The following is a 25,326-nucleotide window of genomic DNA, read 5'->3' as shown; positions in this document are numbered from 1 at the left end:
CCTCCCGTTCCCTGACGTTTCTTTCATTCTTCCAGCGGATCTTCGATGCTGCGTACCGTTCCCTTGCCGGCCGAGGTCGATCTGCTGGCGCTGCATCGCCTGGTGCCGCAGCGGTATCCGGTGTTGCTGGAATCGGCGGCGTCGGGCACGGCGCAGGGGCGCTGGGATCTGTTGCTGGTCGCCGACGGGCAGGGCCTGCGGCTGGATCGCGATGGGGGCACCCGCACGCTCGATGGCGCCGCGGTCGCCGGCGATTTCCTCGATGCGCTGGACGCGCACTGGCAGGCCGAACGCTGCGAGCGCGACGAGCCGCGCTGGCCGTTTCGTGGCGGCTGGGCGCTGCTGCTGGACTACGAACTGGCCGCGCAGGTGGAGCCGGTGCTGCAGTTGCCGCCCTCCGCCGCGGCCACGCCTGCGGCGCTGGCCTTGCGTTGTCCCGCCGCGCTGCTGCGCGATCACGTCAGCGGCGACTGCGTCGCGCTGGCCGAGCCCGCGCATGCAGCGCTGCTGGACGCCGTGCTCGCCGATCTGCAGGCGCTGACCGCGGCCGCACCGGCGCCGGCCTGGCAGGCGCCGCTGGCGATCGAGGAAGACCCGCCACAGCGCTTCGTCGACGGCGTGCGCCGCATCCTCGACTACCTGCGTGCCGGCGACGTGTTCCAGGTCAACCTGTCGCGGCGCTGGTCGGCGCGCTTCGCCGCGCCGCTGGCGCCGGCGGCGCTGTACGCGCAACTGCGCCGCGCCAATCCGGCACCGTTCGCCGGCCTGTTCGTCGGCCACGGCCGCGCCGTGGTCAGTTCCTCGCCGGAACGGCTGGTGTCGGTGCGCGGCGACGTGGTCGAGACCCGGCCGATCGCCGGCACCCGCGCACGCGCGCCGGGCGACGACGAGGCCGCGCGCATCCGCGAACTGGTCGGGCACCCCAAGGAGCGCGCCGAGCACGTGATGCTGATCGACCTGGAGCGCAACGACCTGGGGCGGATCTGCGCGCCGGGCAGTGTCGAGGTCGACGAACTGATGACCGTGGAGAGCTACGCCCACGTGCACCACATCGTCAGCAATGTGCGTGGCCGGCTGCGTGCGGGCACCACGCCGGGCGAGACGATCCGCGCCACCTTCCCGGGCGGCACCATCACCGGCTGCCCCAAGGTGCGCTGCATGCAGATCATCGCCGAGCTCGAGCAGACCCCGCGCGGCGCCTACACCGGCGCGTTCGGCTGGCTCAACCGCGACGGCGACATGGACCTGAACATCCTCATCCGCACCGCCGAGGTGGACGGCGCGCAGGTGCAGTTCCGCACCGGCGCCGGCATCGTGTTCGATTCCGACCCGGAGCGCGAACTCGACGAGACCCGGGCCAAGGCGCGCGGCCTGCTGCGTGCGCTGGAGCCATGAGCGGGGCCGCGCGATACCGGGCCATGCCGGCCGCGCGGTATCCTGCACGCCATTGAATTCGCTCCGAGGTGGTCGTGGCTTGGGCTAAACGCGGGTGTCTGACCCTGCTGGGGACATTGCTGGTGCTGGCGCTGCTGGTGGCCGCGGCCGGCGCCTGGTGGTGGCACAGCTATCGCGCCTTCGCCGAGCAACCGCTGCAGGCGTCCCAGCCCAGCGTGGACGTGGCGCGCGGCGCCTCGCTCAACGGCGTGCTGCGCAAGCTGCGCGCCGCCGGCGTGACCCAGGGCAGCGACCTGCAATGGCAGGTGCTGGCGCGCGAACTGGGCGTGGCCGGCAAGCTCAAGTTCGGCGAATACGCGTTGCAGCCAGCGCTGAGCCCGCGCGAGCTGCTGCTGCGCATGCGCAAGGGCCAGGTGATCCAGTACCGTTTCACCATCGTCGAAGGCTGGAACGTGCGCCAGCTGCGCAGCGCCTTGAACGCGGCCACGCCGCTGGTGCACACCACCACCGACCTCAGCGACAGCGAACTGATGGCCAAGCTCGGCCAGCCCGGCCAGCACCCGGAAGGCCGCTTCCTGCCCGAGACCTACCTCTACCAGCGCGGCGACACCGACCTGCAGGTGCTGCGCCGCGCGCATGCGGCGATGGACAAGGCGCTGGCCGAGGCCTGGGACGCGCGCGCCAAGGACCTGTCGCTGCAGTCGCCGGAGCAGGCGCTGATCCTGGCCTCGATCGTGGAAAAGGAGACTGGCCTGGCCGCCGAGCGTCCGCAGATCGCCGGCGTGTTCGTGCGCCGCCTGCAACTGGGCATGAAACTGCAGACCGACCCGACCGTGATCTACGGCATCGGCAGCGCCTACGACGGCAACATCCGCAAGCGCGACCTGGAGACCGATACGCCGTACAACACCTACACCCGCACCGGCCTGACCCCGACCCCGATCGCCATGCCCGGCCGCGACGCGCTGCGTGCCGCCACCAACCCGGCGCCGGGCAACAGCCTGTACTTCGTGGCCATCGGCGACGGCAGCGGCGCGCATGCGTTCTCCGCCAACTACGCCGAGCACAACGCGGCGGTGGCGCGCTACCTGCAGCGCCTGCGCCAGGCGCGCAGCGACGCGGCGGTGTCGCCATGAGCGAGGCCGTGCTGCGTCACCATCGCTTCGTCAGCCTGGAAGGTGGCGAGGGCGCCGGCAAGACCACCGCGATCAACGCGATCCGCGATGCGTTGCAGGCGCAGGGCCACGAAGTGGTGCTGACCCGCGAACCGGGCGGTACGCCGCTGGCCGAGCGCATCCGCGCGCTGCTGCTGGACAAGACCCCCGGCGAGGTCGCCGAGCCGCTGGCCGCCGAAACCGAACTGCTGCTGGTGTTCGCCGCGCGCGCGCAGCACGTGCGCGAGGTGATCCGCCCGGCGCTGCAGCGCGGCGCTTACGTGGTCAGCGACCGCTTCACCGATTCCAGCTACGCCTACCAGGGCGAAGGCCGCGGCCTGGATCGCGCCTGGATCGCCGACCTGGAGCGGCGCGCGGTCGGCCTGCAGCCGGGCTTGACCCTGCTGCTGGACCTGGACGTGCAGATCGGCCGCGCCCGCACCAGTGGCCGCGATTTGTGGCCGGACCGGATCGAGAGCGAGCAGGACGATTTCTTCCAGCGCGTGCGTGCCGGCTTTCGCCAGCGCGCCGCGCAGGACCCGCAGCGCTTCCGCGTCATCGACGCCAGCCAGCCGCCGCAGGCGGTGGCGCAGGCGGTCGCCGCCGCACTGGCGGCGTGGGTGCAGCAGCAACAGGAGCCGACGCCATGAGCGACGTGCCGTTCGCGCCCTGGCAGCAGCGCGCCTACGACCAGACCGTGGCCGCGCTCGACGCCGGCCGTCTCGGCCACGGCCTGCTGATCTGCGGGCCGGAAGGCCTGGGCAAGCGGGCGGTGGCGCTGAAGCTGGCCGCGCACGTACTCGGCCAGGGCGAGCCGGCCGCGGCGCTGCGCAGCGCGCAGTTGATCGCCGCCGGCACCCATCCGGACCTGCAACTGATCTCGTTCATCCCCAACCGCACCGGCGACAAGCTGCGCACCGAGATCGTCATCGAACAGGTGCGCGAGATCTCGCAGAAGCTGGCGCTGACCCCGCAGTACGGCGTGGCCCAGGTGGTGGTGGTGGACCCGGCCGACGCGATCAACCGCGCCGCCTGCAACGCCCTGCTGAAGACGTTGGAAGAGCCGCAGCCCGGCCGCTATCTGTGGTTGATCAGCGCGCAGCCGGCGCGCCTGCCGGCGACCATCCGCAGCCGTTGCCAGCGGCTGGAATTCAAGTTGCCGCCGGCCGACGAAGCGATCGCGTGGCTGCTGGCCCAGGACTTTCCCGAGAAGACCGCGCGCGAAGCGCTGGACGCCGCACGCGGCCATCCCGGCCTGGCCGCGCAGTGGCTGCGCGAGGACGGATTGAAGCTGCGCCGGCAGGTAGCCGCCGACCTGGAACAGGTCGCCGCCGGCAAACTCGGCGCGCTGGACGCCGCGCAGCGCTGGAGCGGCGACGCACTCGCTGAGCAGCGCCTGGGCCATGCCGCCGACCTGGCGCTGGCGCAGGCCTCGCAGGCCGGCTTGACCGACCCGGCGCGATTGCACAAGCTGGCCGCGTGGTTCGACGCCGCCAATCGCACCCGCGACCTGCTGCGGACCACCGTGCGCGCCGACCTGGCGATCGCGGAACTGTTGCTGGCCTGGCGCGATGGCGATCGCCCGGCCCGGAGAGGGGCACAACGATGAGCGCGATGAGCGGACGCCAGGGCATCCTGTCGCTGGCGGTGAAGGACAAGGCGGCGCTGTACAACGCCTACATGCCGTTCGTGAAGAACGGCGGCATCTTCGTGCCCACCCCCAAGCGCTACTTCCTCGGCGACGAGGTGTTCCTGCTGCTGACCCTGCCCGATTCCAGCGAGCGCCTGCCGGTGGCCGGCAAGGTGATCTGGGTGACCCCGGTCGGCGCCCAGGGCAACCGCGCCGCCGGCATCGGCGTGCAGCTGCCGGACAACAGCGAAGGCGAGACCATCCGCACCAAGATCGAGACCCAGCTGGCCGGCATCCTCAACGCCGACAAGCCCACCCAGACCATGTAGCGGCCGCGCGGCGACGCCGCGCAACGGACCTCGCAAGGACCCATTGACGCCGCGCGCCACAGCCCTATAATGTGCGGCTCGCGACACGGGCGGTTAGCTCAGCGGTAGAGCATTGCCTTCACACGGCAAGGGTCGCAGGTTCGAACCCTGCACCGCCCACCACGAATTTGAGCGTCAACAAAAAAGCCGGCCTTGTGCCGGCTTTTTCGTTGTTGCGAGATGGAGTCTCTATCAGTAATTGCGTGCCTCACGCAGGCATTGAGGTTAAACGTAGTGATATCGCACTTGTGCAATCAGCAGAACGCCATGCTCGACCTTGTAGACGATCCGGTGTTCGTCGTTGATGCGTCGCGACCAGTAGCCTGCAAGTGCATGGCGTAGCGGTTCGGGTTTGCCGATGCCCTGGAAGGGATCGCGTTGAATGGCCTTGATCAGGTCGTTGATGCGCTTGAGCATCTTTTTGTCGGCCTGTTGCCAGTAGAGATAATCCTCCCAGGCGTTGTCCGAGAACTGCAGCGTCACTCGCTCAGTTCCCGCGCCTTGCCGCGACCGGATTCGAGTTGGGCGATGGATTCCAGCAAGCGCTGCGCGTTCTTCGGGCTGCGCAGCAGATAGGCGGTTTCCTCCATCGCCTTGTAGTCCTCCAGCGACAGCATGACAACGGCTTGCTCGCGGCTGCGCGTGATGATCACCGGCTCGTGGTTGTTGACCACGCGGTCCATGGTGTCCGCGAGAGCGGCACGTGCGGCGCTGTAGGTGATGGTGTCCATGATGGCTCCGAGTTGTACAATAAATTGTACGCTCGCGTGTACCCCTGTCAACGGGCATCCCTTGACCGGATGCGTGGAGATTCTGGCTGGAGTCACCAAGCGATGACCACTTGGATGCGACCGGCTCACGACCCGATCACAACACCGCTCGATACTGCACGCATGCCCGAAGGTCCCTCGATCGTCATCCTCAAGGAAGAAGCCGACGCGTTTGCCGGACGCAAGGTGTTACGGGTCTCCGGCAACAGCAAGCTGGACCTGGAGCGGATGCGAGGGCGCAAGATCCTGTCGCTGCGCAGTTGGGGCAAGCATTTCCTGATCGAGTTCGATGCGTTCAGTGTGCGCATCCATTTCCTGCTGTTCGGCAGCTATCGGATCAATGCGCGCAAGGACGCGTCGGCGCGCTTGAGTCTGGGCTTCGCCAAGGGCGAGGAGTTGAACTTCTACGCGTGTTCGATCAAGTTCATCGACGGTCCGCTGGAGGCGGCCTACGACTGGACCGCGGACGTGATGAATCCCGATTGGGATGCGGCGCAGGCGCGGCGCAAGTTGCGGCTGCGGCCGCATATGCTCGCTGCCGATGCCTTGCTCGATCAGGATGTGTTCGCCGGGGTCGGCAACATCATCAAGAACGAGGTGCTGCACCGGATTCGCGTGCATCCAGAGAGCGAAATCGGCGCATTGCCGGCGCGGAAGCTGGGCGAACTGGTGACGCAGGCGCGCGAGTACAGTTTCGATTTCTATCGCTGGAAGAAAGCCTACGAACTGAAGAAGCACTACCAGGTGCACACCAAAACAGTGTGTCCGCGCGATGGTCATCTGCTCACCTACCGCAAGCAGCTCGGCAAGGCGCAACGACGCGCGTTCTTCTGCGAGCATTGTCAGCGGCGTTATGCGCTGGATGATGGGCTCCAGACCGACATGTTCAAGTAATCCTGTTATCGCCAGCGAAGTGCGGATCGTGTTGGCGTCTGAAGACGCATGTACCTTGGCTGCAGTGTCCGCATTGGATGAAGTGGCGGAGACCGCGTCGTCGGTGCCGGCGGCCGGCGCGCATGCGTCGGGCAGGGAAATGGGGCGTCGCCGTCCGCCACGCGCGCTGATCGTCCTTGGTCAGGAAGGCAGCGCTACGGCCTCGTCTTCGAATTGCCGAATGCCTAGTTCGGTGAGCAGGCCGGCCCAGCCGAGATCGGTGACCACCAAGGCGCGGGAGCCGTCGGCGCGGCGTAGCCAGTGTCTGGCGCAGAACTGATCGAGCAGGGCGGCGCCCAGGGAGCCGGCGAGGTGGTGGCGGCGTTCGGTCCAGTCCAGGCAGCGCCGGGCCAGAGCGCGGCGGCCTTGGGCAAGCTGTGGCAGATCCACGCCCATGCGCGCGAACCATGCCGCGCCTTCGGAAGAGACGGCGTAGCGTGTGGTGTCGTCGTCGTCGGTCAGCCAGGCGCGCTGTTCCAGTGCCTCGGTGATCGCCACGCCGAGACGCCCGGCGAGGTGGTCGTAGCAGCAGCGTGCCAGGCGCAGCGATTGGGCGTCGCGATGCGGGGTGCGGCGGCGCGATGTCTGTGGTGGCGCGAGAGTGGCCAGGGTTTCGAGCACGGTGGCGACGTGCGCGTTGGCCAGGCGGTAGTAGCGATGGCGGCCCTGGACCTCGACCGCGAGCAGGCCGCCCTCCAGCAGCTTTGCCAGGTGCGCGCTGGCGGTCTGCGGGGTGACGCCGCCGGCGAAGGCCAGTTCGCCGGCCGGCAGTGCGCGTCCATCGACCAGCGCCATCAGCATGGCGGCGCGGGCCGGGTCGGCGATCAGGAACGCGGTCGCTGCCAGCTTGGGGTGTTCCAGATGCATTGCTGCACTCCCGATGGACGTGGTCATCATAGGACCGGCCGCGCCGCGACGTTTCGATGCGCACCGAAACGATGCCGGCGGCCGATTCCTAGACTGCGCGGATTCCCACCGGAGCCTGCCGATGCAGACGAACGAAACGCCGCCGAACCCCTCCGAACGCGATGCGCACCTCGTGTTCGAACGCTGGCACCGGCATGTGGTGGCGCGCGATCTGCCGGCGTTGATGGCGCTGTATGCGCCGGATGCGCAGTTGGAATCGCCGTTGGCCTACGTGGCGTCAGCGACGCGCCACGACGGGCGGCTGCAGGGCCGCGAGGCCATCGCGGCGTTCTTCGCCTCGTCCTTCGCCCAGCCCGAGAACGGCCTGGGGCGCTGGTATCGCAGCGGCCGCTGTCATGTCGCGGGGCGGCAATTGGTCTGGGAGTATCCGCGCGACACGCCGCAGGGCGACCAGGTCGATCTGGTGGAAGTGATGGACCTGGACGCCGCCGGATTGATCGCCTGCCACCGCGTGTACTGGGGCTGGAAAGGCGTGCAGACGTTGCTGGCTGCACTTGATAGGCAGTCCTGAACTTGCGGATGTCACAGTAGCGAGCGCGGCTGCACGTGCGCAGGCGTCGCGTCCATCCGCGGGCCGTGGCACCGCCTCAATGAAAATCCCGGCTGCGGATGTCCAGGCCGAGCAGCATGGGCGTCAGGTCTTCGAGGTGGGCGGCGATCAGGTGGCGCACGCCATCGGCGGTTTCCATGCGGCCGCGTACCAGCAGCAGCCGGGATTCGAGCAGGGCCTGGCGCTGGCGCTCGGCCAGGCGCCGCCACACCACCACGTTGACCAGGCCGTGCTCGTCTTCGAGGGTGACGAAGGTGACGCCGCTGGCGGTCTGCGGGCGCTGGCGCATGGTCACCAGGCCGGCGATGGCGACGGCGCTGGCATGCGGCAGCGCGCGCAGTTCGCCGGAATGGCGGTAGCGGCGCGCGCGTAGCTGCGCACGCAGCAGGGTCAGCGGGTGCTTGCCAAGGGTAGTGCCGAGCGTCGCGTAGTCGGCGCGGATGTCTTCGCCCTGGCTGGGCAGCGGCAGCGCGACCTGCTGTTCGGGCGTGGCTGCGAGCGCTTCGAACAGCGGCCGCTGCGCTTCGACGCCGGCCACGGCCCAGCGGGCGCGATGGCGATGGCCGGCCAGCGCTTTCAGTGCGCCGGCGTCGGCGAGCGCGGCACGGGCCTTGTCGTCGAGCACGGCGCGGTGGCACAGGTCGGCGAGGTCGTGGAACGGCGCCTGCGCGCGCGCCTGCTGCAGACGCAGGGCGGCGTCCTCGGCCAGACCGCGGACCAGACGCAGGCCCAGGCGGATCGCCGGCTGCACCTGCGGGTCGGGGCTGTACGCTTCCAGGCTGCAATCCCAATCGCTGTAGCGCACGTCCACCGGCCGCACCTGCAGGCCGTGGCGGCGCGCATCCTGCAGCAACTGGTCGGGGCTGTAGAAGCCCATCGGCCAACTGTTGATCAGCGCGCAGGTGAATGCCGCCGGTTCGTGGCACTTGAGCCAGCAACTGGCGTAGGTGAGCAGGGCGAAGCTGGCGGCGTGGCTTTCGGGAAACCCGTAGCTGCCGAAGCCCTTGATCTGCTCGAAGATGCGTGCGGCGAATTCGGCGGTGTAGTTCCTCTCCAGCATGCCCTGCAACAACTTGTCGCGATGCGGTTCCAGCCCGCCGTGGCGTTTCCAGGCCGCCATCGAACGGCGCAACTGATCGGCCTGGCCCGGCGTGTAGCCGGCGGCGACCACCGCGAGTTGCATCACCTGTTCCTGGAATAGCGGCACGCCAAGCGTGCGTTTGAAGACCTCGCGCAACTCGTCTGGCAGATCGTCGGTGGCCTCCTCGCCGCTGCGCCGACGCAGGTATGGATGCACCATGCCGCCCTGGATCGGGCCGGGACGCACGATCGCCACCTGGATGACCAGATCGTAGAACTCTTTCGGCTGCAGCCGCGGCAGCATCGCCATCTGCGCGCGCGATTCGATCTGGAACACGCCGATGGTGTCGGCGCGTTGGATCATGGCGTAGGTCTCAGGGTCTTCGGCAGGAATGGTCGCGAGCGTGTAGTCGCGGCCGCGGTGCGCGCGCAGCAGGTCCAGGGTGCGGCGTAGCGCGCTGAGCATGCCCAGCGCGAGCACGTCGACCTTCATCAGTCCGACCAGTTCCAGGTCGTCCTTGTCCCACTGGATCACCGTGCGCTCGGCCATGGTCGCGTTCTCCACCGGCACCAGGGTGTGCAGCGCATGCTCGGAGATGACGAAGCCGCCGGGATGCTGCGACAGGTGCCGTGGGAAGCCGATCAGTTGGCTGGTGAGCACCAGCAGCCGGCGCATCACCGGCGTGTCCGGATCGAAGCCGCGCTCGCGCAGCAGCTCTTGTGCCGACTCCACCGGATCACGCTGGCCCAGCGCGGAGGACAGCGCATCGACGGTGTCGCTGGGCAGGCCCAGCGCGCGCGCCACGTCGCGCACGGCGCTGCGCGTGTGGTAGCTGATCGCCACCGCCGCCAGCGCGGCGCGCTCGCGGCCGTAGTGACTGAAGATGTACTGGATCACTTCCTCGCGGCGGTCGTGCTCGAAATCGATGTCGATGTCCGGCCGCTCCTTGCGCTCTTCGGAGATGAAGCGCTCGAACAACATGCCGATGCGGTCCGGATCGATCGCGGTGATGCCCAGTGCGTAGCACACCGCCGAGTTCGCCGCCGAGCCGCGGCCCTGGCATAGGATGTCCTTGGAGCGCGCGAAGCGCACCAGGTCGTAGACGGTGAGGAAGTAGGACTCGTACTTCAGCCGCTCGATCACGCCGAGTTCGTGTTCGATCAGGCGCCGCGCCTTGTCCGGCACGCCGTGCGGCCAGCGCTGCGCCGCGCCGCGTTCGGTGAGGATGCGCAGCCATTGCGTGGGCGTGTGCCCGGGGGGCACCAGTTCGTGCGGGTATTCGTACTGCAGTTGGCCGAGGTCGAATGTGCAGCGCTGGGCGATGCGCACGGTTTCGGCCAGCAGTTCCGGCGGATACAGCGACGCCAGCGTGGCGCGCGGGCGCAGGTGACGTTCGCCGTTGGGATACAGGTGGGCGCCGGCTTCGTGCAGCGGCAGGCGCTGGCGGATCGCGGTCAGGGTGTCCTGCAACGCGCGGCGGCCGCGCGCATGCATGTGCACGTCGCCACTGGCCACGGCCGGTAGCTGCAGCGCATGCGCCAACTGCAGGCGCGCCTGCAGCAGCACGGCATCGTCGGGGCCGCGCAGCAGTTCCACCGCCAGCCAGAGCCGCTGCGGGAAACCGGCTTGCAGCCAGGCGCCGTCCGCGGCGTCGTCGCCATCGCCGCGCGGTAGCCACAGGCACAGCAGGCCGGCGCCGTCGTCCGCGCTGGCCAGATCCTCGCGCAGCGCGCGGTAGCGGCCCTTGTCGGCGCGGCGCCGGGCCAAGGTGATCAGCCGGCACAGCCGCTGGTAGCCGTGCAGGGTCTCGGCCAGCAGCACCAGCTTGGGGCCGTGCTCGAATTGGATCTCGCTGCCGACGATGAGGTGCAGGCCCATGTCCCGGGCCGCCTGCCACGCACGCACGATGCCGGCCAGGCTGCATTCGTCGGTGATCGCCAGGGCGCGGTAGCCATGGTGCAGCGCGCGTTCGCACAGTTCCCAGGGGTGCGAGGCGCCGCGCTGGAAGCTGAAGTTGGACAGGCAATGCAGTTCGGCGTAGTCGGGCAGGGTGGAGTCCGCTGGCGTGCGCGGCACGTTGGCGGCGGGTGCGCTGGTTGGCGCAGGGGCAGGCGTCGGCAGCAGCCGCAGGCGCGGCGGCATGCGCGGATGCGGCGGGGTGTGGCTCATGCGAACCAGCCGTGCAGCATCAGTGCGTCCGGCGCGTCGGCCGGGGCGAAGGCCCAGGCGCGCTGGCCCTGGCGGGTGCGCACGACGTAGTAATCGCGGCGCACGTCGCCGTCATCCCACCAGCCGCTCTCGATGCGTTCCGGCCCGGCCAGGCGCTCGGGCGCGCGTTCGCGCAGCGGCACTGGCCGCGCCAGCAGCCAGCCGGGCCGTGGCGGCGCGTTGGTGGCGGGTGTGGCCGTGCTGGATTCGGCGCGCCAGGCCAGTTCCGGGCGATGGTCGGCGTGCGCGCGCAGGCCGTGCACGGCGTCGTCGCCCAGGCGCGCGCGCAGGCGTTCGCGCAGTTGTTCCCACGGCAGCGCCTGCTGCGCGCGTTCGTCGAACAGTTCGCGCGCGGCTGGCACGAACGGCGGCAGTTCGTCGGCACACAGGCGTAGTGCCTGCACCGATGCCGGCACGCTGGCCTGCTGCAGGCGCCCGCGCGCCAGTTCGAACAGCATCGCCGCATCGCGCTCGGCGGCGAGCAGGCCCACCGGCACCACGCTCGGTTCCAGATCTTCGTGTTCCAGCAGCAGGCGGAAGCGCTGCACGCCGCCGTCGCGTCCGGCCAGGAACGCGGCCAGGTCCTGGGTCAGGCGACGCAGCGGGAACAGCAGCGCTTGGTTGGATTCGGTGGCATAGCCCAGTTCCACGCGCGCATCGAAGCGGTCCGGCGGCAGGTAGTACTGCAGCGGCAGCGGCGCCTGCCCGCGCAGCGCATCCAAGTGTTGCAGCAGGGCGGGCGGATAGCGCCGCGCCAGCGCGGTGCGCGGCAGTGCGAACAGCTGCTGCAGGCGGCGCAGGCCCATCCGCGCGAAGCCCTCGGCCAGGGCCGGCGACAGCCCGGCGCGGGCGATCGGTAACTGCCCCAGCGCGCGCTGCAGCGCGGCGTTGTCGAGCAGGGCGATGCCGTCGTGGGCATTGACCAGCGCGCGCGCGGCCAACGGGTGCGGCGCGACCACGATGCGGTGGCGGAAGCCCAGCGCGGTCAGTTCCTCGCGCAGTCGCGCCTCGAAACGCGGCCACGGCCCGAACAGGCCGAGGCTGGCTTCGATCTCCAGCAGCAGCGCGCCGGGGTAGTCGGTGCTGACCAGCGAACTGAAGCGGTACGCCCACGCCGCGAGGAACTGCTGGCTGCGGCGGCTTTCCTCGGCATCGTGCAGGGCGGTGGCGAAGCGGTCGCACAGCGCCTGCGCGGTGACCAGCGATTGTCCGGGGCGTAGGCCGCGGGCGCGCGCAGCGGCGTTGACCGCCTTCAGCGTGCGCCGCTGCGGCGGGCCGTCGAGCAGCGCCAGCGGTTCGTCCGGCGACGGCCAGCGGCGCAGGACAGTGTCCAGCGCCAATTGCGGCAACAGGATGCAGGCCCAGCGCATGTGTGCGGTCTCACCCGGTCGCTAGGGCGGACAGCGCGATCGGCTGCGCCGGCGGCAGCCCGCCGCGGCACTTGAGCACGCGCAGTTGCGCCGGCGCGGCGTCGAGGGCGATGCGCAGCGCGGCCGGCGACGGATTGGCGGCGGCCTTCATCGGCCGATAGGCGAAGCCCAGTGTGCGCCCGGTCTCGGCGGCCACCTGCAGCCGGCGCAGGGTCTTGTCGCCGGCCAGCCCCGGCCAGCACAGCACCGCCGCGCAACTGCCCGAACGCAGGCATTGCTCGGCGGCCCAGGCCGCGTCGGCGCCGGCACGGACGATCTGCAGTTGCGCCAGCGCCACGCCGGCCTGGGCCCAGGCGGCGGGGTAGGGCAGGTACGGCGGATCGACCAGCACGATGCGGCCGCCGCCCTGCGACAGCCGCGCCAGCGTTGGCCACAGCAGCTGCAGTTCGCCGATGCCGTCGGCGGCGTGCAGCAGCTCGGTCAGCGCCATCTCCGGCCAGCCGCGTGCGGGCAGCACCGCGTCCAGCGCGGCGTGCCCGGTGGGCTGCGCGCTGGGCGGCAGCGCCGTCGGCTGGCCGCGCCAGACCCGGCGCTCGGCCAGCAGACGATCGAGGGCGACGACGGCGGCCATCAGCCGGGCCGGATCAGGCCGCAGTAATGCCCTTCGATGGCGAAGTCCTGCCCGGGAGCGACCACGATCGGCGCATAGGCGGGATTGCGCGGCAGCAGCGCGATGCCGTTGCCATCGGCGCGGTAGCGCTTGATGGTGAGCTCGCCGTCCAGCCGTGCCACCACGATCTGGCCGTTGTGCGCGTCGGCGGCGCGGCGCACCCCGACCAGGTCGCCGTCGAGGATGCCGTCGTCGATCATCGAATCGCCCTGCACCCGCAGCAGGTAGTCCGGGCGCAGCGCGAACACCGCGCGGTCCAGGCGCAACTGCTGGTCCAGGCCGATGTCGGCACCGATCGGCGCGCCGGCGGCGACCCGGCCCAGCACCGGCAGTTGCAGCAGTTCGCTGCGGCTGCCGGCCTGCGCCGGACGCAGGCTGCGCGCCTGCTGCGGCACCTGCTCCAGCAAGCCGGCCTCGACCAGCGCCTGCACGTGCTTGCGCGCGGCATTGCGCGAGGCGAAGCCGAAGCGTTCGGCGATCTCGGCCAGGCTCGGCGGCCGCCCGTCCTGCTCGATGCAGGCATGGACGTAGGCGAGGATGGCGGCGCGCTGCGGGGACAGGGTGGTCATGGTGTACATTTGTACACCTTCGGCGGTGCCTTGGCGAATCGACGTGCTGAATGCTTTTGGAGGAGGCACTGTCGGTTTTTCCAGAGCAGTCGTCCTTGGCGGTATCGCTGGTCTGGAGGACGCCAATTCGTCGCCGCCTCCTTTCTGGTCGGGACTGCTTGCGGTGGAGTCCGCGATGAGCATGATGGTCATCTGGGGCAGACTTACGGCGCCTGGCCGCTGCGGCCTGGCGCCATTGTTGCGTTCACCGAGTGGAGTTGCAGGTTGCCTGCGACTTCCGCCGGTGCTGCCGCTTGCCGGGCGGCGTGTCGCGTCCGAAGCTGTCGATACGAGCGTCTTGACAAGCACACGGGGTGACGTCGCGATGGGCAGATTGGTCAGGGGTTGGAGTTGTATGTTGCTCGGCGTCTTGGCGGTGTCCGGGCACGCTGCAGGCATCACTCAGCAGGATCTGCGGGACACACTCCTGGCCTTTCGCGCCAAGGCGAGCGTCGGGCCTTTCGGGCCAGAAGAATTGCGCGAAGTGGCGAAGGTGCTGGATGGCGGTATTCCGTCCGAAGGCCAGGTCGGCTGCGAAGGGATCAATGCCTTGGGAGCGATCGTGCTCGCGTCGCGCGGTGATGGGAAACTCCAGAGTAGGCTCATGGACGCGCTCTACGAGCGTGTGGGAGATGATGTCGACGCCGAGGGCTATGCCGAACTGGCTGACCGCTTGGCGCTCTCCAGCGGAAAGAAGCCGTCCTACGGGGCAGTCCCCGAACTGAAGGACGGCGTGCTCCGGCTGCAAGAGGGCTTGAGCGAGATGGCGGTGAATGAGGAGCGTGATGACCTGGGGCTTGCGCCCATCGCTGTGGGCCTTCGGGCTGCGAGTGACCTGATCTCTGTCGGCGTGCCCTATGACCAAGTGATCGGTGGGGCCGCGTTGTGCCAGCGGCCGCCACCCATCACGCATCCCGATCTGAGGCGCTCTCTAAATGAGCGATACGCGCGGGACCAGAAGCTGAGGGAAGCGTGGGACGAGGCAGGGACGGGGGCGGATTCCGCCGAAGCAAGGGCGGCAGACGCCGACGATGCCAAGAACGCGGTGTTCGTTGCGGATGTGCTCAAGAAGTACGGCTTTCCCGACGCGCAAATGGTGGGGCGCAAGGGCGTCATGGCGTTCTACATCCTGGTGCAGCACTCCCACAGTCCTGAGCTGATACGGGAGGCGCTCGGAATGGCGCGGCCGCTGATGCTCCGGGGCGAGATGGCTCGCCATGATTACGCACTCATGGTCGATCGACTGCGCATGTACCAGGGGAAAGAGCAGATTTACGGCTCTCAGGTCAGCGAGGATGGCGGAAAGGTCGAGCCGTATCCGATCCAGGACAGGGCATCGCTGGATCGCCGGCGGGAGGTCATGGGGATGGAACCGTTCGATGTATACCTGAGCTCGATGCAAGGCAATTGATCAAGACCATGTCATTGGCGGATGCCAATGTCCGAGGCCATGCGTTGAGTCGCAGGGTGGAGATTGCGTCAGCGAAGGATGCCGGCCGAAGTCTTGGCCTTCGCCGTTGGCGGTTTGCCGACTGACCTGCCCGACTGCGCGGCGACCAGGTCGATCTGGATCCGGTAGCCCAGCGCCGTGGCGGCGCGGCTCAGCGTGTCCAGGGTGAGGCTGGTGTCGGTGGCGTCCAGCACGCGGTCCAGTTGCGAGCGACTGGTGTTCATGCGCCGGGCCAGTGCGCTCTTGGTGAGCTTGGCGGACTTCATCGCTTCGGCGACCTGCCAGGCGATCACGCGCTTGGCGGCGAGTGCGGCGGTGTCTTCGAGGATGCCTTCCTCGGCCAGGAAGCTGTCGAAGCTGGACCCGATATGGGCATTGCGGCTCATCGCATCACCTTGTCTCTGCGGCGTTTGGCGGTGGCGAGATCGGCGCTCGGGGTCTTGCCCGACTTCTTGACGATGCCGTGCAGCAGCACCATGTCCGATCCAACGGTGGTGAAAAAAATCCGCGCAATGCCTTCGGGAATCGCGCTGCGCACTTCCTACAGGCGCTGGTCCAGCTTGCGCACCAGGGGCATGCCCAGCGGCCATCCCAACTGCACCGTCTTGATGTCGCCGCCGATCGCTTTCCTGGCATCGGCCGACACCGCTTCCCTGAGCCAGACCCGCACCGGCTCGACGCCCGATACGGCACGGTAGAAGCGCACGTCCAGTGTGGTCTCCATGACGGTATGGTGTACCAATATTGGTGCATGCGCAAGGTGCGCTCGCCGTCCCCTCAGCTCGGCGCGCCGCCATCCTCCGGCATCGCCCCGGTGTAGCGGGCGCGTGGCCGGATCAGCTTGCCCAGGGCCTGCTGCTCCAGGGCGTGGGCCAGCCAGCCGGCCTGGCGGGCGGCGGCGAACAGCACCAGGGCGTGCGCCGCCGGCAGGTCGTGGACGAAGCAGAGCGCGGCCAGCAGGCAGTCGATGTTCGGGCGCTGGCCGCTGCAGTCCTGGGCGGCGGCGATCACCGAATCCACGTGCTGCATGCGCGCGCTGCCGCCGCTGCGTTCGCGCAGCAGGCGCAGCACTTCGGCCGCGCGCGGATCGCCGTCGGGGTACAGGGCGTGGTGGAAGCCGGGCAGGTCGTCGCCGCGCTGCCAGCGTTCGGCGATCAGGGCGGCGGCGCTGGGCGCGTCCTGGGCGTCGCGCAGCAGGGCATGGGCGCGGGCGGTGGCACCGCCGTGGCGCGGGCCGGACAGGGCGGCCAGGCCGGCGCTGACGGTGGCGTGCAGCGGCGCACCGGTGGAGGCGACCACGCGGGCGGCGAAGGCGGAGACGTTGAGTTCGTGGTCGGCGCACAGCAGCAGCGCGGCGCGCACCAGTTCGGCGAAGTCGGCATCGCCGGGACGCCAGTGGTCGGCGATCAGGCGATGCAGCGGGCGCGCGTCCGGCGCGGTGCCGACCAGCAGCGCGGCGTTCTGCCGCAGCAGGGTGGCGGCGATTTCGCGGCGCACGCCGGGGGCGGCGTTGAGCGACTGCCGAAGCTCCAGGGCCAGCAGCGGGATGCAGGCCATGGCACGTTCCAGCGGCGGCAACGCGGCATGTCCGGCCAGCGGCGCCACTACCTCCGGCCAGGGCGCGACCGGGGCGCTGGCGAACGGGTCTTCGCCCTCCGGGCAGTCCCACAGCAGCCGCGCGACGTCCTCCAGGCTGGCGCCGGCGCGCACCATGGCCACCGCCGAACGTCCGCGGTAGTAGGGGCCGTCGGGGCGGATCAGCGAGATCCGCGTCTCCAGCACCGGCAGGCCGCGGTCCAGGCTCTGCGCGGCACCACGCGCGGCGCCGCGGCCGGCGCGCTTGCGCTGCGCCAGCCGCTCCACTTCGGCGCGCAGGTAGGCGCGGCTGCGGTGGTCGGGACCGGCGCGCGAGCTGAGCAGGCCGCGGCTGACGTAGGCGTACAGGGTGGCGCTGCTGATGCCGAGCAGGGCGCAGGCCTGCGCGGCGGAAATCAGGTTGCGGTCGGGGCTGTCGGACATGAAGGGACGATAGGTTGATTCATTGAATCAAGATTGATCCATGCCGGCGAGAGTGCCAGATTGGCGCCCATCGCGGAACGCCCGGCAGGGCGCCGCCGCCTCTTCGTCAGGAGCCGCCCATGTCCCTCGTTTCCCCCGGCGCCGGTTTCCGCGCCGCCCTGGCCGCCGAAGCGCCGTTGCAGGTGATCGGTGCGATCAACGCCAACCATGCGCTGCTGGCGCAGCGCGCCGGCTACAAGGCCATCTACCTGTCCGGCGGCGGCGTCGCGGCTGGTTCGCTGGGCCTGCCGGACCTGGGCATCAACACCCTGGACGATGTGCTGATCGACGTGCGCCGCATCACCGACGTGTGCCCTCTGCCGCTGCTGGTGGACATCGATACCGGCTTCGGGCCGAGCGCGTTCAACATCGAGCGCACCATCAAGGCGTTGATCAAGGCCGGCGCGGCCGCCTGCCACATCGAGGACCAGGTCGGCGCCAAGCGCTGCGGCCACCGTCCCGGCAAGGAGATCGTCAGCCAGGGCGAGATGGTGGACCGGGTCAAGGCCGCGGCCGATGCCAAGACCGATCCGGACTTTTTCCTGATCGCGCGCACCGATGCGATCCAGGCCGAGGGCGTGGACGCGGCGATCGAACGCGCCATCGCCTGCGTGGAGGCCGGCGCCGACGGCATCTTCGCCGAGGCCGCCTACGACCTGGACACCTACCGCCGGTTCGTCGACGCGGTGAAGGTGCCGGTGCTGGCCAACATCACCGAGTTCGGCAAGACACCGCTGTTCACCCGCGACGAACTGGCGTCGGCCGGCGTGGCGATCCAGTTGTTCCCGCTGTCGGCGTTCCGCGCCGCCAACAAGGCCGCCGAGGACGTGTACACCGCGATCCGTCGCGATGGCCATCAGCAGGGAGTGCTGGAGCGCATGCAGACCCGCGAGGAGCTGTACGAGCGCATCGGCTACCACGCCTTCGAGCAGCGCCTGGATGCGCTGTTCGCCGGCAAGGGCGCATGATCGGCGGCGATTTTCCTGCCCGGGCCTGCCCATGAATACCCACGCCAGCGCTGCCTCGTTCCTGCGCAGCCGCATCGACCGCCGCCAGACCGCGCGGCATCTGCTGCAGACCGAACTGGACAAGCTGTCCGAGGCCGAGCGCGAGGTGGTGGAGCGCTTCATCGCCAAGCGCCACGTGGCCCGCGACATCGTCACGCAGGCCGACCGCGACCGCTCGCTGGGCGAGCGCGTCGCCGACCGCGTCGCCGCGATCGGCGGCAGCTGGACGTTCATCATCGGCTTCTGCGTGGTGCTGCTGGGCTGGATCGTGCTCAACAGCCTGGTGCTGGCGCACGCCTTCGATCCGTATCCCTACATCCTGCTCAACCTGTGCCTGTCGTGCCTGGCCGCGATCCAGGCGCCGGTGATCATGATGAGCCAGAACCGCCAGGCGGCGGTGGACCGCCTGCATGCGCAGAACGACTACGAAGTGAACATCAAGGCCGAGCTGGAGATCCTGCAGGTGCACGAGAAGCTCAACCAGCTGCGCGAGCAGGACTGGGCGACGCTGGTGGATCAGCAGAACCGCCAGATCGCCATGCTGCAGCAACTGCTCGAGCGCTCCGGGGCCTGGCCACCGGCGCCGCACGCCCCCTGATCCACTGCGTCCATCCGACCGCAACACCGGGAGACTCGCCATGAACGACACCGCTCCGCAGACCGCCCCCGCCTTCAAGCCGAAGAAATCGGTGGCCCTGTCCGGCACCGCCGCCGGCAACACCGCGCTGTGCACGGTGGGCCGCAGCGGCAACGATCTGCACTACCGCGGCTACGACATCCTGGACCTGGCGCGCACCAGCCAGTTCGAGGAGGTCGCCTACCTGCTGGTGCACGGCAAGCTGCCCAGCAACAGCGAGCTGCGCGGCTACAAGGCCAAGCTGCGCTCGCTGCGCGGCATCCCGGCCGCGGTCAAGGCCGCGCTGGAGCAGTTGCCGCCGTCGGCGCATCCGATGGACGTGATGCGCACCGGCGTGTCGGTGCTGGGCTGCGTGCAGCCGGAGAAGGACGACCACAACCATCCCGGCGCGCGCGACATCGCCGACAAGCTGATGGCCAGCCTCGGTTCGATGCTGCTGTACTGGTACCACTACAGCCACAACGGCCGGCGCATCGAGGTGGAGACCGACGACGATTCGATCGGCGGGCATTTCCTGCGCCTGCTGCACGGCTTCAAGCCGCACGAGGAATGGGTGCAGGCGATGCACACCAGCCTGATCCTGTACGCCGAGCACGAGTTCAACGCCTCCACCTTCGCCTGCCGGGTCATCGCCGGCACCGGCAGCGACATGTACAGCGCCATCGCCGGCGGCATCGGCGCGCTGCGCGGGCCCAAGCACGGCGGTGCCAACGAGGTCGCCTTCGAGGTGCAGAAGCGCTACGACACCCCGGACGAGGCCGAAGCCGACATCCGCGCGCGGGTCGAGCGCAAGGAAGTGATCATCGGCTTCGGCCACCCGGTGTACACGGTGTCGGACCCGCGCAACCAGGTCATCAAGGACGTGGCGCGCGAACTGTCCGAAGCGCAGGGCAGCCGCAAGATGTACGACATCGCCGAGCGCCTGGAGACGGTGATGTGGGACATCAAGAAGATGTTCCCGAACCTGGACTGGTTCAGCGCGGTCAGCTACCACATGATGGGCGTGCCGACGGCGATGTTCACCCCGCTGTTCGTGATCGCCCGCACCGCCGGCTGGAGCGCGCACATCATCGAGCAGCGCATCGACGGCAAGATCATTCGCCCCAGCGCGAACTACGTGGGGCCGGAGGATCAGGCGTTCGTGCCGATCGATCAGCGCAAGTGATGCGCCTGTACGCCTCGACCCCGCGTGACACTCCCCTCTCCCATCGGGAGAGGGGTTGGGGGTGAGGGTACGGGCGCAGCCTCGTGGTGTTGGGTTGCATTGAGCTTCGCCCGTACCCTCATCCGCCCCTCATGAGGAATCGGGGTGCACCAGGCTTCGCTCGTACCCTCATCCGCCCCTCATGAGGAATCGGGTTGCACCAGGCTTCGCCCCGTACCCTCATCCGCCCCTTCGGGGCACCTTCCCCCAAGAAGGGGGCCAAGGTCCCGAAGGGAGAAGGGGTCCTGTCTTCGTTTTTTCTACTGTAGCCAGCCATGAACAGCCACTACCGTAAATCCATTCCCGGCACCGCGTTGGACTACTTCGATGCGCAGGCCGCAGTCGATGCGATCAGCCCGGGCGCCTATGCCGGCCTGCCCTATGTGTCGCGGGTGTTCGCCGAGAACCTGGTGCGCCGCTGCGATCCGGACCTGCTGCACGACGCCTTGCTGCAGTTGATCGAGCGCCGCCGCGACCTGGATTTCCCGTGGTTTCCGGCGCGGGTGGTATGCCACGACATCCTCGGCCAGACCGCGCTGGTCGACCTGGCCGGGCTGCGCGATGCCATCGCCGAGCAGGGCGGCGACCCGGCCAAGGTCAATCCGGTGGTGCCGGTGCAGTTGATCGTCGATCACTCGCTGGCGGTGGAGTGCGGCGGCGACGATCCGCAGGCCTTCGCCAAGAACCGCGCGATCGAGGATCGCCGCAACGAGGACCGCTTCCACTTCATCGACTGGAGCAAGCGCGCGTTCCGCAACGTGGACGTGATCCCGCCGGGCAACGGCATCATGCACCAGATCAACCTGGAGAAGATGTCGCCGGTGATCTACGTGCACGACGGCGTCGCGTTTCCCGATACCTGCGTGGGCACCGACAGCCACACCCCGCACGTGGATGCGCTGGGGGTGATCGCGATCGGCGTCGGCGGGCTGGAAGCGGAGAGCGTGATGCTAGGCCGGGCCTCGTGGATGCGCCTGCCGGACATCGTCGGCGTCGAGCTGAGCGGCCGGCCGCAGCCCGGCATCACCGCCACCGACGTGGTGCTGGCGTTGACCGAGTTCCTGCGCCAGGAGCGCGTGGTCGGCGCGTACCTGGAATTCTTCGGCGAAGGTGCCGCCGCGCTGACCATCGGCGACCGCGCCACCATATCCAACATGTGCCCGGAATACGGCGCCACCGCGGCGATGTTCTACATCGACCAGCAGACCCTGGACTACCTGCGCCTGACCGGGCGCGAGGAAGCGCAGGTGGCGCTGGTGGAACAGTACGCGCGCACCACTGGGCTGTGGGCCGATGCGCTGGCCACCGCGCAGTACGAGCGCGTGCTGCGCTTCGACCTGTCGCAGGTGGTGCGCAACATGGCCGGCCCCAGCAATCCGCACAAGCGCGTGGCGACCACTGAACTGGCCGCGCGCGGCATCGCCGACGCCACCAAGCTGGCCGCCGGCCAGGCCGAGCAGGCGCAGGGGCGCATGCCCGACGGTGCGGTGATCATCGCCGCCATCACCAGTTGCACCAACACCTCCAACCCGCGCAACGTCATCGCCGCCGGCCTGCTGGCGCGCAATGCGCGCGCACGCGGCCTGGCCCGCAAGCCATGGGTGAAGACCTCGCTGGCGCCCGGTTCCAAGGCGGTGCAGCTGTACCTGGAAGAGGCCGGCCTGCTGCCGGACCTGGAGGCGTTGGGCTTCGGCATCGTCGCCTTCGCCTGCACCACCTGCAACGGCATGAGCGGCGCGCTGGATCCGCGCATCCAGCAGGAGATCGTGGAGCGCGACCTGTACGCCACCGCGGTGCTGTCGGGCAACCGCAACTTCGACGGGCGCATCCATCCCTACGCCAAGCAGGCGTTCCTGGCCTCGCCGCCGCTGGTGATCGCCTACGCCATCGCCGGCACGGTGCGCTTCGACATCGAGAAGGACGTGCTGGGCACCGACGCCGACGGCCGCCAGGTGCGGCTGAAGGACATCTGGCCCAGCGACGCCGAGATCGATGCGGCGGTGCGCGCCGCGGTGAAGCCGGAGCAGTTCCGCCGCGTCTATGCGCCGATGTTCAACGTGCGCGTGGAGCAGGGCGCGCCGGTGGCGCCGCTGTACGCCTGGCGCCCGCGCAGCACCTACATCCGCCGCCCGCCGTACTGGGAAGGCGCGCTGGCCGGCGAACGCACGCTGCGCGGCATGCGCGCGCTGGCGGTGCTCGGCGACAACATCACCACCGACCACCTGTCGCCGTCCAACGCGATCCTGGCCGACAGCGCCGCCGGCGAATACCTGGCGCACATGGGCTTGCCGGAGGAGGACTTCAATTCCTACGCCACCCATCGCGGCGACCACCTCACCGCGCAGCGCGCCACTTTCGCCAACCCGAAGCTGATCAACGAAATGGCGGTGGTCGATGGCAAGGTGCAGCAGGGCTCGCTGACCCGGCTGGAGCCGGACGGGCAGGTGCTGCGCATGTGGGAGGCGATCGAGACCTACATGGCGCGCAAGCAGCCGCTGATCGTGATCGCCGGCGCCGACTACGGCCAGGGCTCCTCGCGCGACTGGGCGGCCAAGGGCGTGCGCCTGGCCGGGGTCGAGGCGATCGTGGCCGAGGGCTTCGAGCGCATCCACCGCACCAACCTGATCGGCATGGGCGTGCTGCCGCTGCAGTTCCTGCCGGGCACCACGCGCACGACCCTGGGCATCGACGGCAGCGAGACCTTCGACGTGGTCGGCGCGCGCACGCCGGGCGCCACGCTGACCCTGCGCATCGTCCGCAAGGACGGCGGCGTGGTGGAGGTGCCGGTGCTGTGCCGCCTGGACAGCAACGAGGAAGTGTCCATCTACGAGGCCGGCGGCGTGCTGCAGCGCTTCGCCCAGGATTTCCTCGAGGACGCCCGCAGCGCCTGAGCCGGCTGCCGCTGTCATCGGGCGCGTGCCATGCTGGCCGCGCCCGCTACCGCCGAGGAGACCGCCATGACCACGTCCGCCGCCACCACCGGGACCGTCCACCTGCATCGCGTGCTGCGCGCGCCGGCCGAGCGCGTCTACCGCGCCTTCCTGGAACCGGCGGCGCTGGTCAAATGGCTGCCGCCGCACGGCTTCGTCGCCACCGTGCATGCGCTGGACGCGCGGGTGGGCGGCAGCTACCGGATGAGCTTCACCAACCTCGGCACCGGCACCAGCAGCGCTTTCGGCGGCACCTATCTGGAACTGGTGCCCGGCCAGCTGATCCGTCACACCGACCGCTTCGACAACCCGGACCTGCCCGGCGAGATGATCGTGACCGTGCGGCTGCGGCCGGTGGCCTGCGGCACCGCGCTGGAGATCGTGCAGGAGGGCATCCCGCCGCAGATCCCGGTGGAGTTCTGCCACCTCGGCTGGCAGGAGTCGCTGACCCTGCTGACGCAACTGGTCGAGCCCGAGATTCCCGATTCGCCCTGATCCGCTGTCTCTTCTTTTCGTACGCACCCGGAACCGCCATGGCCCACGCTCCGCAACTCCGCATCCCCGCCACCTACATGCGCGGCGGCACCTCCAAGGGCGTGTTCTTCCGCCTGCAGGACCTGCCCGCGGCGGCGCAGACGCCGGGCCCGGCGCGCGACGCGCTGCTGCAGCGGGTGATCGGCAGCCCCGATCCCTACGCCAAGCAGATCGACGGCATGGGCGGGGCCACCTCCAGCACCAGCAAGACCGTGATCGTGGCGCCGAGCACGCGCCCGGACCACGACGTGGACTATCTGTTCGGCCAGGTGGCGATCGAGCGCGCGTTCGTGGACTGGAGCGGCAACTGCGGCAACCTGTCGGCGGCGGTGGGGCCGTTCGCGATCGCCGCCGGGCTGGTGGATCCGGCGCGGATTCCGCGCGATGGCGTGGCCACGGTGCGGATCTGGCAGGCCAACATCGGCAAGACCATCGTCGCGCAGGTGCCGATGACCGACGGCGCAGTGCAGGAAACCGGCGATTTCGAGCTGGACGGGGTGACCTTCCCGGCGGCGGAGATCGCGCTGGAATTCCTCGACCCGGCCGCCGACGAGGACGGCGCCGGCGGCGCCATGTTCCCCACCGGCAACCTGGTCGACACGCTGGAGGTGCCGGGTGTCGGCACGTTCCAGGCGACCCTGATCAACGCCGGCATTCCCACCATCTTCCTCGAGGCGCAGGCGCTGGGTTACCAGGGCACCGAGCTGCAGGACCCGATCAACAGCGATGCGAAGGCACTGCAGCGTTTCGAAACCATCCGCGCGTACGGCGCGCTGCGCATGGGCCTGATCGCCACGCTGGACGACGCGACGACGCGCCAGCACACGCCCAAGGTCGCCTTCGTCGCGCCGCCGGCCGACTACATCGCCTCCAGCGGCAAGCCGGTGGCGGCCGCCGACATCGACCTGCTGGTGCGGGCGATGTCGATGGGCAAGCTGCACCACGCGATGATGGGCACCGCGGCGGTGGCGATCGGCACCGCCGCGGCGATCCCCGGCACCCTGGTCAACCGCGCCGCCGGCGGCGGCGAACGCACCGCGGTGCGCTTCGGTCACCCCTCGGGCACCTTGCGGGTCGGCGCCGAGGCGCGCCAGGTGGACGGCCAGTGGACCGTCACCAAGGCCTTGATGAGCCGCAGCGCGCGCGTGCTGATGGAAGGCTGGGTGCGGGTGCCGGAGACGCCGGCGGGCTGAGCTGGCAGGCCGTGCGCAGGCACAGCTCCGCACGGCGCTGCCAACGCTGGCGGGACCGCTCAACTGCAGTCCGCGTTGAGCGACGGGTAGGCCGTGTTGAGCAGCCACTTGCCCGCCGTGCCTTTCGCGCCTGGAGAGTTGGCGTACCAGAAGCAGACCTTGACCGGCCTGAACTTGCGCCAGTTGGTGCAGATGCCGTCCCCGTCCGCGGAGGTGCAGGCCCATCCCGCAGTGATGCCGACACTGGCCGCATCGACGATGTCTTTCGCGCCGCCACCGGTGCCGCAGTCGACGTGCTTGCCGGTCTTGGCCGCTGCCCAGTTGTTGAAGGCGCCCTGGAACGTCGCCCAGTTGGCGAACGCCGATTTTCCGAGCTGACTCTGCGCGCCGCTGGGCGGCAGCGGCGTCGTGGCGTTCTGCATGTGCAGGCCGACATGCCCGCCAGTACCGCCAGCGTCGCGATTGGCGGTGTCCGACGCGGTGCTGGCCACGATGTTGTCGACCGCGGTGCAGGTCTTGGCCTGAGCGGAACAGGTGAGCAGCGTCGCGCAGAACGCGGCGACGAGGGACAGGGATCGGGGTGTGAACATCGGGGTCTCTCCAGGGCAGCGCGGATGCGCGCTCTTCAGACGTCAGTAGCGGTCGCTAT

Annotated in this window: 26 protein-coding genes and 1 tRNA gene; 15 read left to right on the top strand and 12 right to left on the bottom strand. The window is 69.5% G+C overall.

Annotation, left to right across the window (positions count from 1 at the left end; all coding sequences use genetic code 11):
- The first annotated feature begins 45 nt into the window (after positions 1-45).
- From SLW55_RS01740 to SLW55_RS01715, 6 genes are all read left to right on the top strand, one after another.
- Positions 46-1,395, top strand: coding sequence for an aminodeoxychorismate synthase component I (locus tag SLW55_RS01740; RefSeq protein ID WP_267100644.1), 1,350 nt, complete (start codon positions 46-48; stop codon positions 1,393-1,395).
- A gap of 74 nt (positions 1,396-1,469) precedes the next feature.
- On the top strand, positions 1,470-2,531 hold the full coding sequence (gene mltG, locus SLW55_RS01735) for an endolytic transglycosylase MltG (RefSeq protein ID WP_267100643.1): 1,062 nt from the start codon (positions 1,470-1,472) through the stop codon (positions 2,529-2,531).
- A complete protein-coding gene (gene tmk, locus SLW55_RS01730) occupies positions 2,528-3,199 on the top strand; it encodes a dTMP kinase (protein ID WP_017917512.1) in 672 nt (223 codons plus the stop codon). Before mltG ends, tmk begins: the two co-directional genes overlap by 4 nt.
- The gene (locus SLW55_RS01725; protein WP_017917513.1) at positions 3,196-4,158 is read left to right on the top strand and encodes a DNA polymerase III subunit delta'; all 963 of its coding nucleotides are present in this window, start codon (positions 3,196-3,198) and stop codon (positions 4,156-4,158) included. The genes tmk and SLW55_RS01725 overlap by 4 nt, the downstream gene beginning before the upstream one ends.
- A complete protein-coding gene (locus tag SLW55_RS01720; RefSeq protein WP_010342469.1) occupies positions 4,155-4,508 on the top strand; it encodes a PilZ domain-containing protein in 354 nt (117 codons plus the stop codon). The genes SLW55_RS01725 and SLW55_RS01720 overlap by 4 nt, the downstream gene beginning before the upstream one ends.
- 87 nt (positions 4,509-4,595) lie before the next feature.
- Positions 4,596-4,670: transfer RNA gene (locus tag SLW55_RS01715), tRNA-Val, on the top strand.
- A 102-nt stretch (positions 4,671-4,772) separates the two neighbouring features.
- On the opposite strand, the gene SLW55_RS01710 is transcribed toward SLW55_RS01715, so the two are convergent.
- Together SLW55_RS01710 and SLW55_RS01705 are read right to left on the bottom strand one after the other, a co-directional pair.
- Complete coding sequence (locus SLW55_RS01710; RefSeq protein WP_017907918.1) at positions 4,773-5,030, bottom strand: Txe/YoeB family addiction module toxin; 258 nt, start codon at positions 5,028-5,030, stop codon at positions 4,773-4,775.
- On the bottom strand, positions 5,027-5,278 hold the full coding sequence (locus SLW55_RS01705; protein WP_017907919.1) for a type II toxin-antitoxin system prevent-host-death family antitoxin: 252 nt from the start codon (positions 5,276-5,278) through the stop codon (positions 5,027-5,029). Before SLW55_RS01705 ends, SLW55_RS01710 begins: the two co-directional genes overlap by 4 nt.
- 162 nt (positions 5,279-5,440) lie before the next feature.
- Here SLW55_RS01705 and SLW55_RS01700 point away from each other — a divergent pair, with 162 nt between their 5' ends.
- Entirely contained in the window at positions 5,441-6,211 is a 771-nt protein-coding gene (locus SLW55_RS01700) for a DNA-formamidopyrimidine glycosylase family protein (protein WP_267100650.1), read from the top strand.
- A 180-nt stretch (positions 6,212-6,391) separates the two neighbouring features.
- Here the strand turns inward: SLW55_RS01700 and SLW55_RS01695 are convergent, their stop codons facing one another.
- Positions 6,392-7,117, bottom strand: coding sequence for a helix-turn-helix transcriptional regulator (locus tag SLW55_RS01695; RefSeq protein ID WP_267100640.1), 726 nt, complete (start codon positions 7,115-7,117; stop codon positions 6,392-6,394).
- Between the two features lie 121 nt (positions 7,118-7,238).
- On the opposite strand from SLW55_RS01695, the gene SLW55_RS01690 reads away from it, so the two are divergent.
- Positions 7,239-7,688 carry a nuclear transport factor 2 family protein gene (locus SLW55_RS01690; RefSeq protein WP_267100639.1) on the top strand — a complete coding sequence of 150 codons (450 nt, stop codon included), beginning with the start codon at positions 7,239-7,241 and terminating at the stop codon, positions 7,686-7,688.
- A gap of 76 nt (positions 7,689-7,764) precedes the next feature.
- Here SLW55_RS01690 and SLW55_RS01685 read toward each other — a convergent pair whose 3' ends face one another.
- From SLW55_RS01685 to lexA, 4 genes are read right to left on the bottom strand one after another with little or no spacing between them, the layout of a single operon-like run.
- Positions 7,765-10,977 carry an error-prone DNA polymerase gene (locus SLW55_RS01685; RefSeq protein ID WP_320744416.1) on the bottom strand — a complete coding sequence of 1,071 codons (3,213 nt, stop codon included), beginning with the start codon at positions 10,975-10,977 and terminating at the stop codon, positions 7,765-7,767.
- On the bottom strand, positions 10,974-12,386 hold the full coding sequence (locus tag SLW55_RS01680; protein ID WP_320744414.1) for a DNA polymerase Y family protein: 1,413 nt from the start codon (positions 12,384-12,386) through the stop codon (positions 10,974-10,976). The genes SLW55_RS01685 and SLW55_RS01680 overlap by 4 nt, the downstream gene beginning before the upstream one ends.
- Before the next feature lie 10 nt (positions 12,387-12,396).
- On the bottom strand, positions 12,397-13,017 hold the full coding sequence (gene imuA / locus SLW55_RS01675) for a translesion DNA synthesis-associated protein ImuA (protein WP_320744412.1): 621 nt from the start codon (positions 13,015-13,017) through the stop codon (positions 12,397-12,399).
- Positions 13,017-13,625: a transcriptional repressor LexA gene (lexA, locus tag SLW55_RS01670; RefSeq protein WP_320744410.1), complete on the bottom strand. Its 609-nt coding sequence runs from the start codon at positions 13,623-13,625 to the stop codon at positions 13,017-13,019. The genes imuA and lexA overlap by 1 nt, the downstream gene beginning before the upstream one ends.
- Before the next feature lie 394 nt (positions 13,626-14,019).
- On the opposite strand from lexA, the gene SLW55_RS01665 reads away from it, so the two are divergent.
- A complete protein-coding gene (locus SLW55_RS01665; RefSeq protein ID WP_320744409.1) occupies positions 14,020-15,075 on the top strand; it encodes a DUF6624 domain-containing protein in 1,056 nt (351 codons plus the stop codon).
- A gap of 68 nt (positions 15,076-15,143) precedes the next feature.
- Here SLW55_RS01665 and SLW55_RS01660 read toward each other — a convergent pair whose 3' ends face one another.
- From SLW55_RS01660 to SLW55_RS01645, 4 genes are read right to left on the bottom strand one after another with little or no spacing between them, the layout of a single operon-like run.
- On the bottom strand, positions 15,144-15,500 hold the full coding sequence (locus SLW55_RS01660) for an XRE family transcriptional regulator (protein ID WP_320744408.1): 357 nt from the start codon (positions 15,498-15,500) through the stop codon (positions 15,144-15,146).
- Positions 15,497-15,652 carry a type II toxin-antitoxin system RelE/ParE family toxin gene (locus tag SLW55_RS01655; RefSeq protein WP_320744406.1) on the bottom strand — a complete coding sequence of 52 codons (156 nt, stop codon included), beginning with the start codon at positions 15,650-15,652 and terminating at the stop codon, positions 15,497-15,499. Before SLW55_RS01655 ends, SLW55_RS01660 begins: the two co-directional genes overlap by 4 nt.
- A gap of 3 nt (positions 15,653-15,655) precedes the next feature.
- The gene (locus SLW55_RS01650; protein ID WP_320744405.1) at positions 15,656-15,838 is read right to left on the bottom strand and encodes a hypothetical protein; all 183 of its coding nucleotides are present in this window, start codon (positions 15,836-15,838) and stop codon (positions 15,656-15,658) included.
- Positions 15,839-15,891: 53 nt separating this feature from the next.
- Positions 15,892-17,133: a citrate synthase family protein gene (locus SLW55_RS01645; RefSeq protein WP_320744404.1), complete on the bottom strand. Its 1,242-nt coding sequence runs from the start codon at positions 17,131-17,133 to the stop codon at positions 15,892-15,894.
- Between the two features lie 119 nt (positions 17,134-17,252).
- On the opposite strand from SLW55_RS01645, the gene prpB reads away from it, so the two are divergent.
- From prpB to prpF, 6 genes are all read left to right on the top strand, one after another.
- The gene (prpB, locus tag SLW55_RS01640; RefSeq protein ID WP_017910833.1) at positions 17,253-18,140 is read left to right on the top strand and encodes a methylisocitrate lyase; all 888 of its coding nucleotides are present in this window, start codon (positions 17,253-17,255) and stop codon (positions 18,138-18,140) included.
- Positions 18,141-18,171: 31 nt separating this feature from the next.
- Entirely contained in the window at positions 18,172-18,777 is a 606-nt protein-coding gene (locus SLW55_RS01635; RefSeq protein WP_320744403.1) for a DUF1003 domain-containing protein, read from the top strand.
- Positions 18,778-18,817: 40 nt separating this feature from the next.
- Entirely contained in the window at positions 18,818-19,981 is a 1,164-nt protein-coding gene (prpC, locus tag SLW55_RS01630; RefSeq protein WP_320744402.1) for a 2-methylcitrate synthase, read from the top strand.
- 314 nt (positions 19,982-20,295) lie between these two features.
- Entirely contained in the window at positions 20,296-22,911 is a 2,616-nt protein-coding gene (gene acnD, locus SLW55_RS01625) for a Fe/S-dependent 2-methylisocitrate dehydratase AcnD (RefSeq protein WP_320744401.1), read from the top strand.
- Between the two features lie 30 nt (positions 22,912-22,941).
- Positions 22,942-23,445 (top strand): SRPBCC family protein, encoded by a 504-nt coding sequence (locus SLW55_RS01620; RefSeq protein ID WP_017910829.1) that lies wholly within the window; start codon positions 22,942-22,944, stop codon positions 23,443-23,445.
- A gap of 38 nt (positions 23,446-23,483) precedes the next feature.
- A complete protein-coding gene (prpF, locus tag SLW55_RS01615; RefSeq protein ID WP_152181530.1) occupies positions 23,484-24,677 on the top strand; it encodes a 2-methylaconitate cis-trans isomerase PrpF in 1,194 nt (397 codons plus the stop codon).
- 59 nt (positions 24,678-24,736) lie between these two features.
- On the opposite strand, the gene SLW55_RS01610 is transcribed toward prpF, so the two are convergent.
- Entirely contained in the window at positions 24,737-25,267 is a 531-nt protein-coding gene (locus SLW55_RS01610) for a hypothetical protein (protein ID WP_152181531.1), read from the bottom strand.
- Positions 25,268-25,326 lie beyond the last annotated feature (59 nt).

Origin of the sequence: Xanthomonas sp. LF06-19, assembly GCF_034105425.1 — a bacterium.
Lineage (GTDB): Bacteria > Pseudomonadota > Gammaproteobacteria > Xanthomonadales > Xanthomonadaceae > Xanthomonas_A > Xanthomonas_A sontii.
The sequence above is the reverse complement of the archived record's forward strand: the minus strand, read 5'-3'. Positions and strand labels throughout refer to the sequence as shown.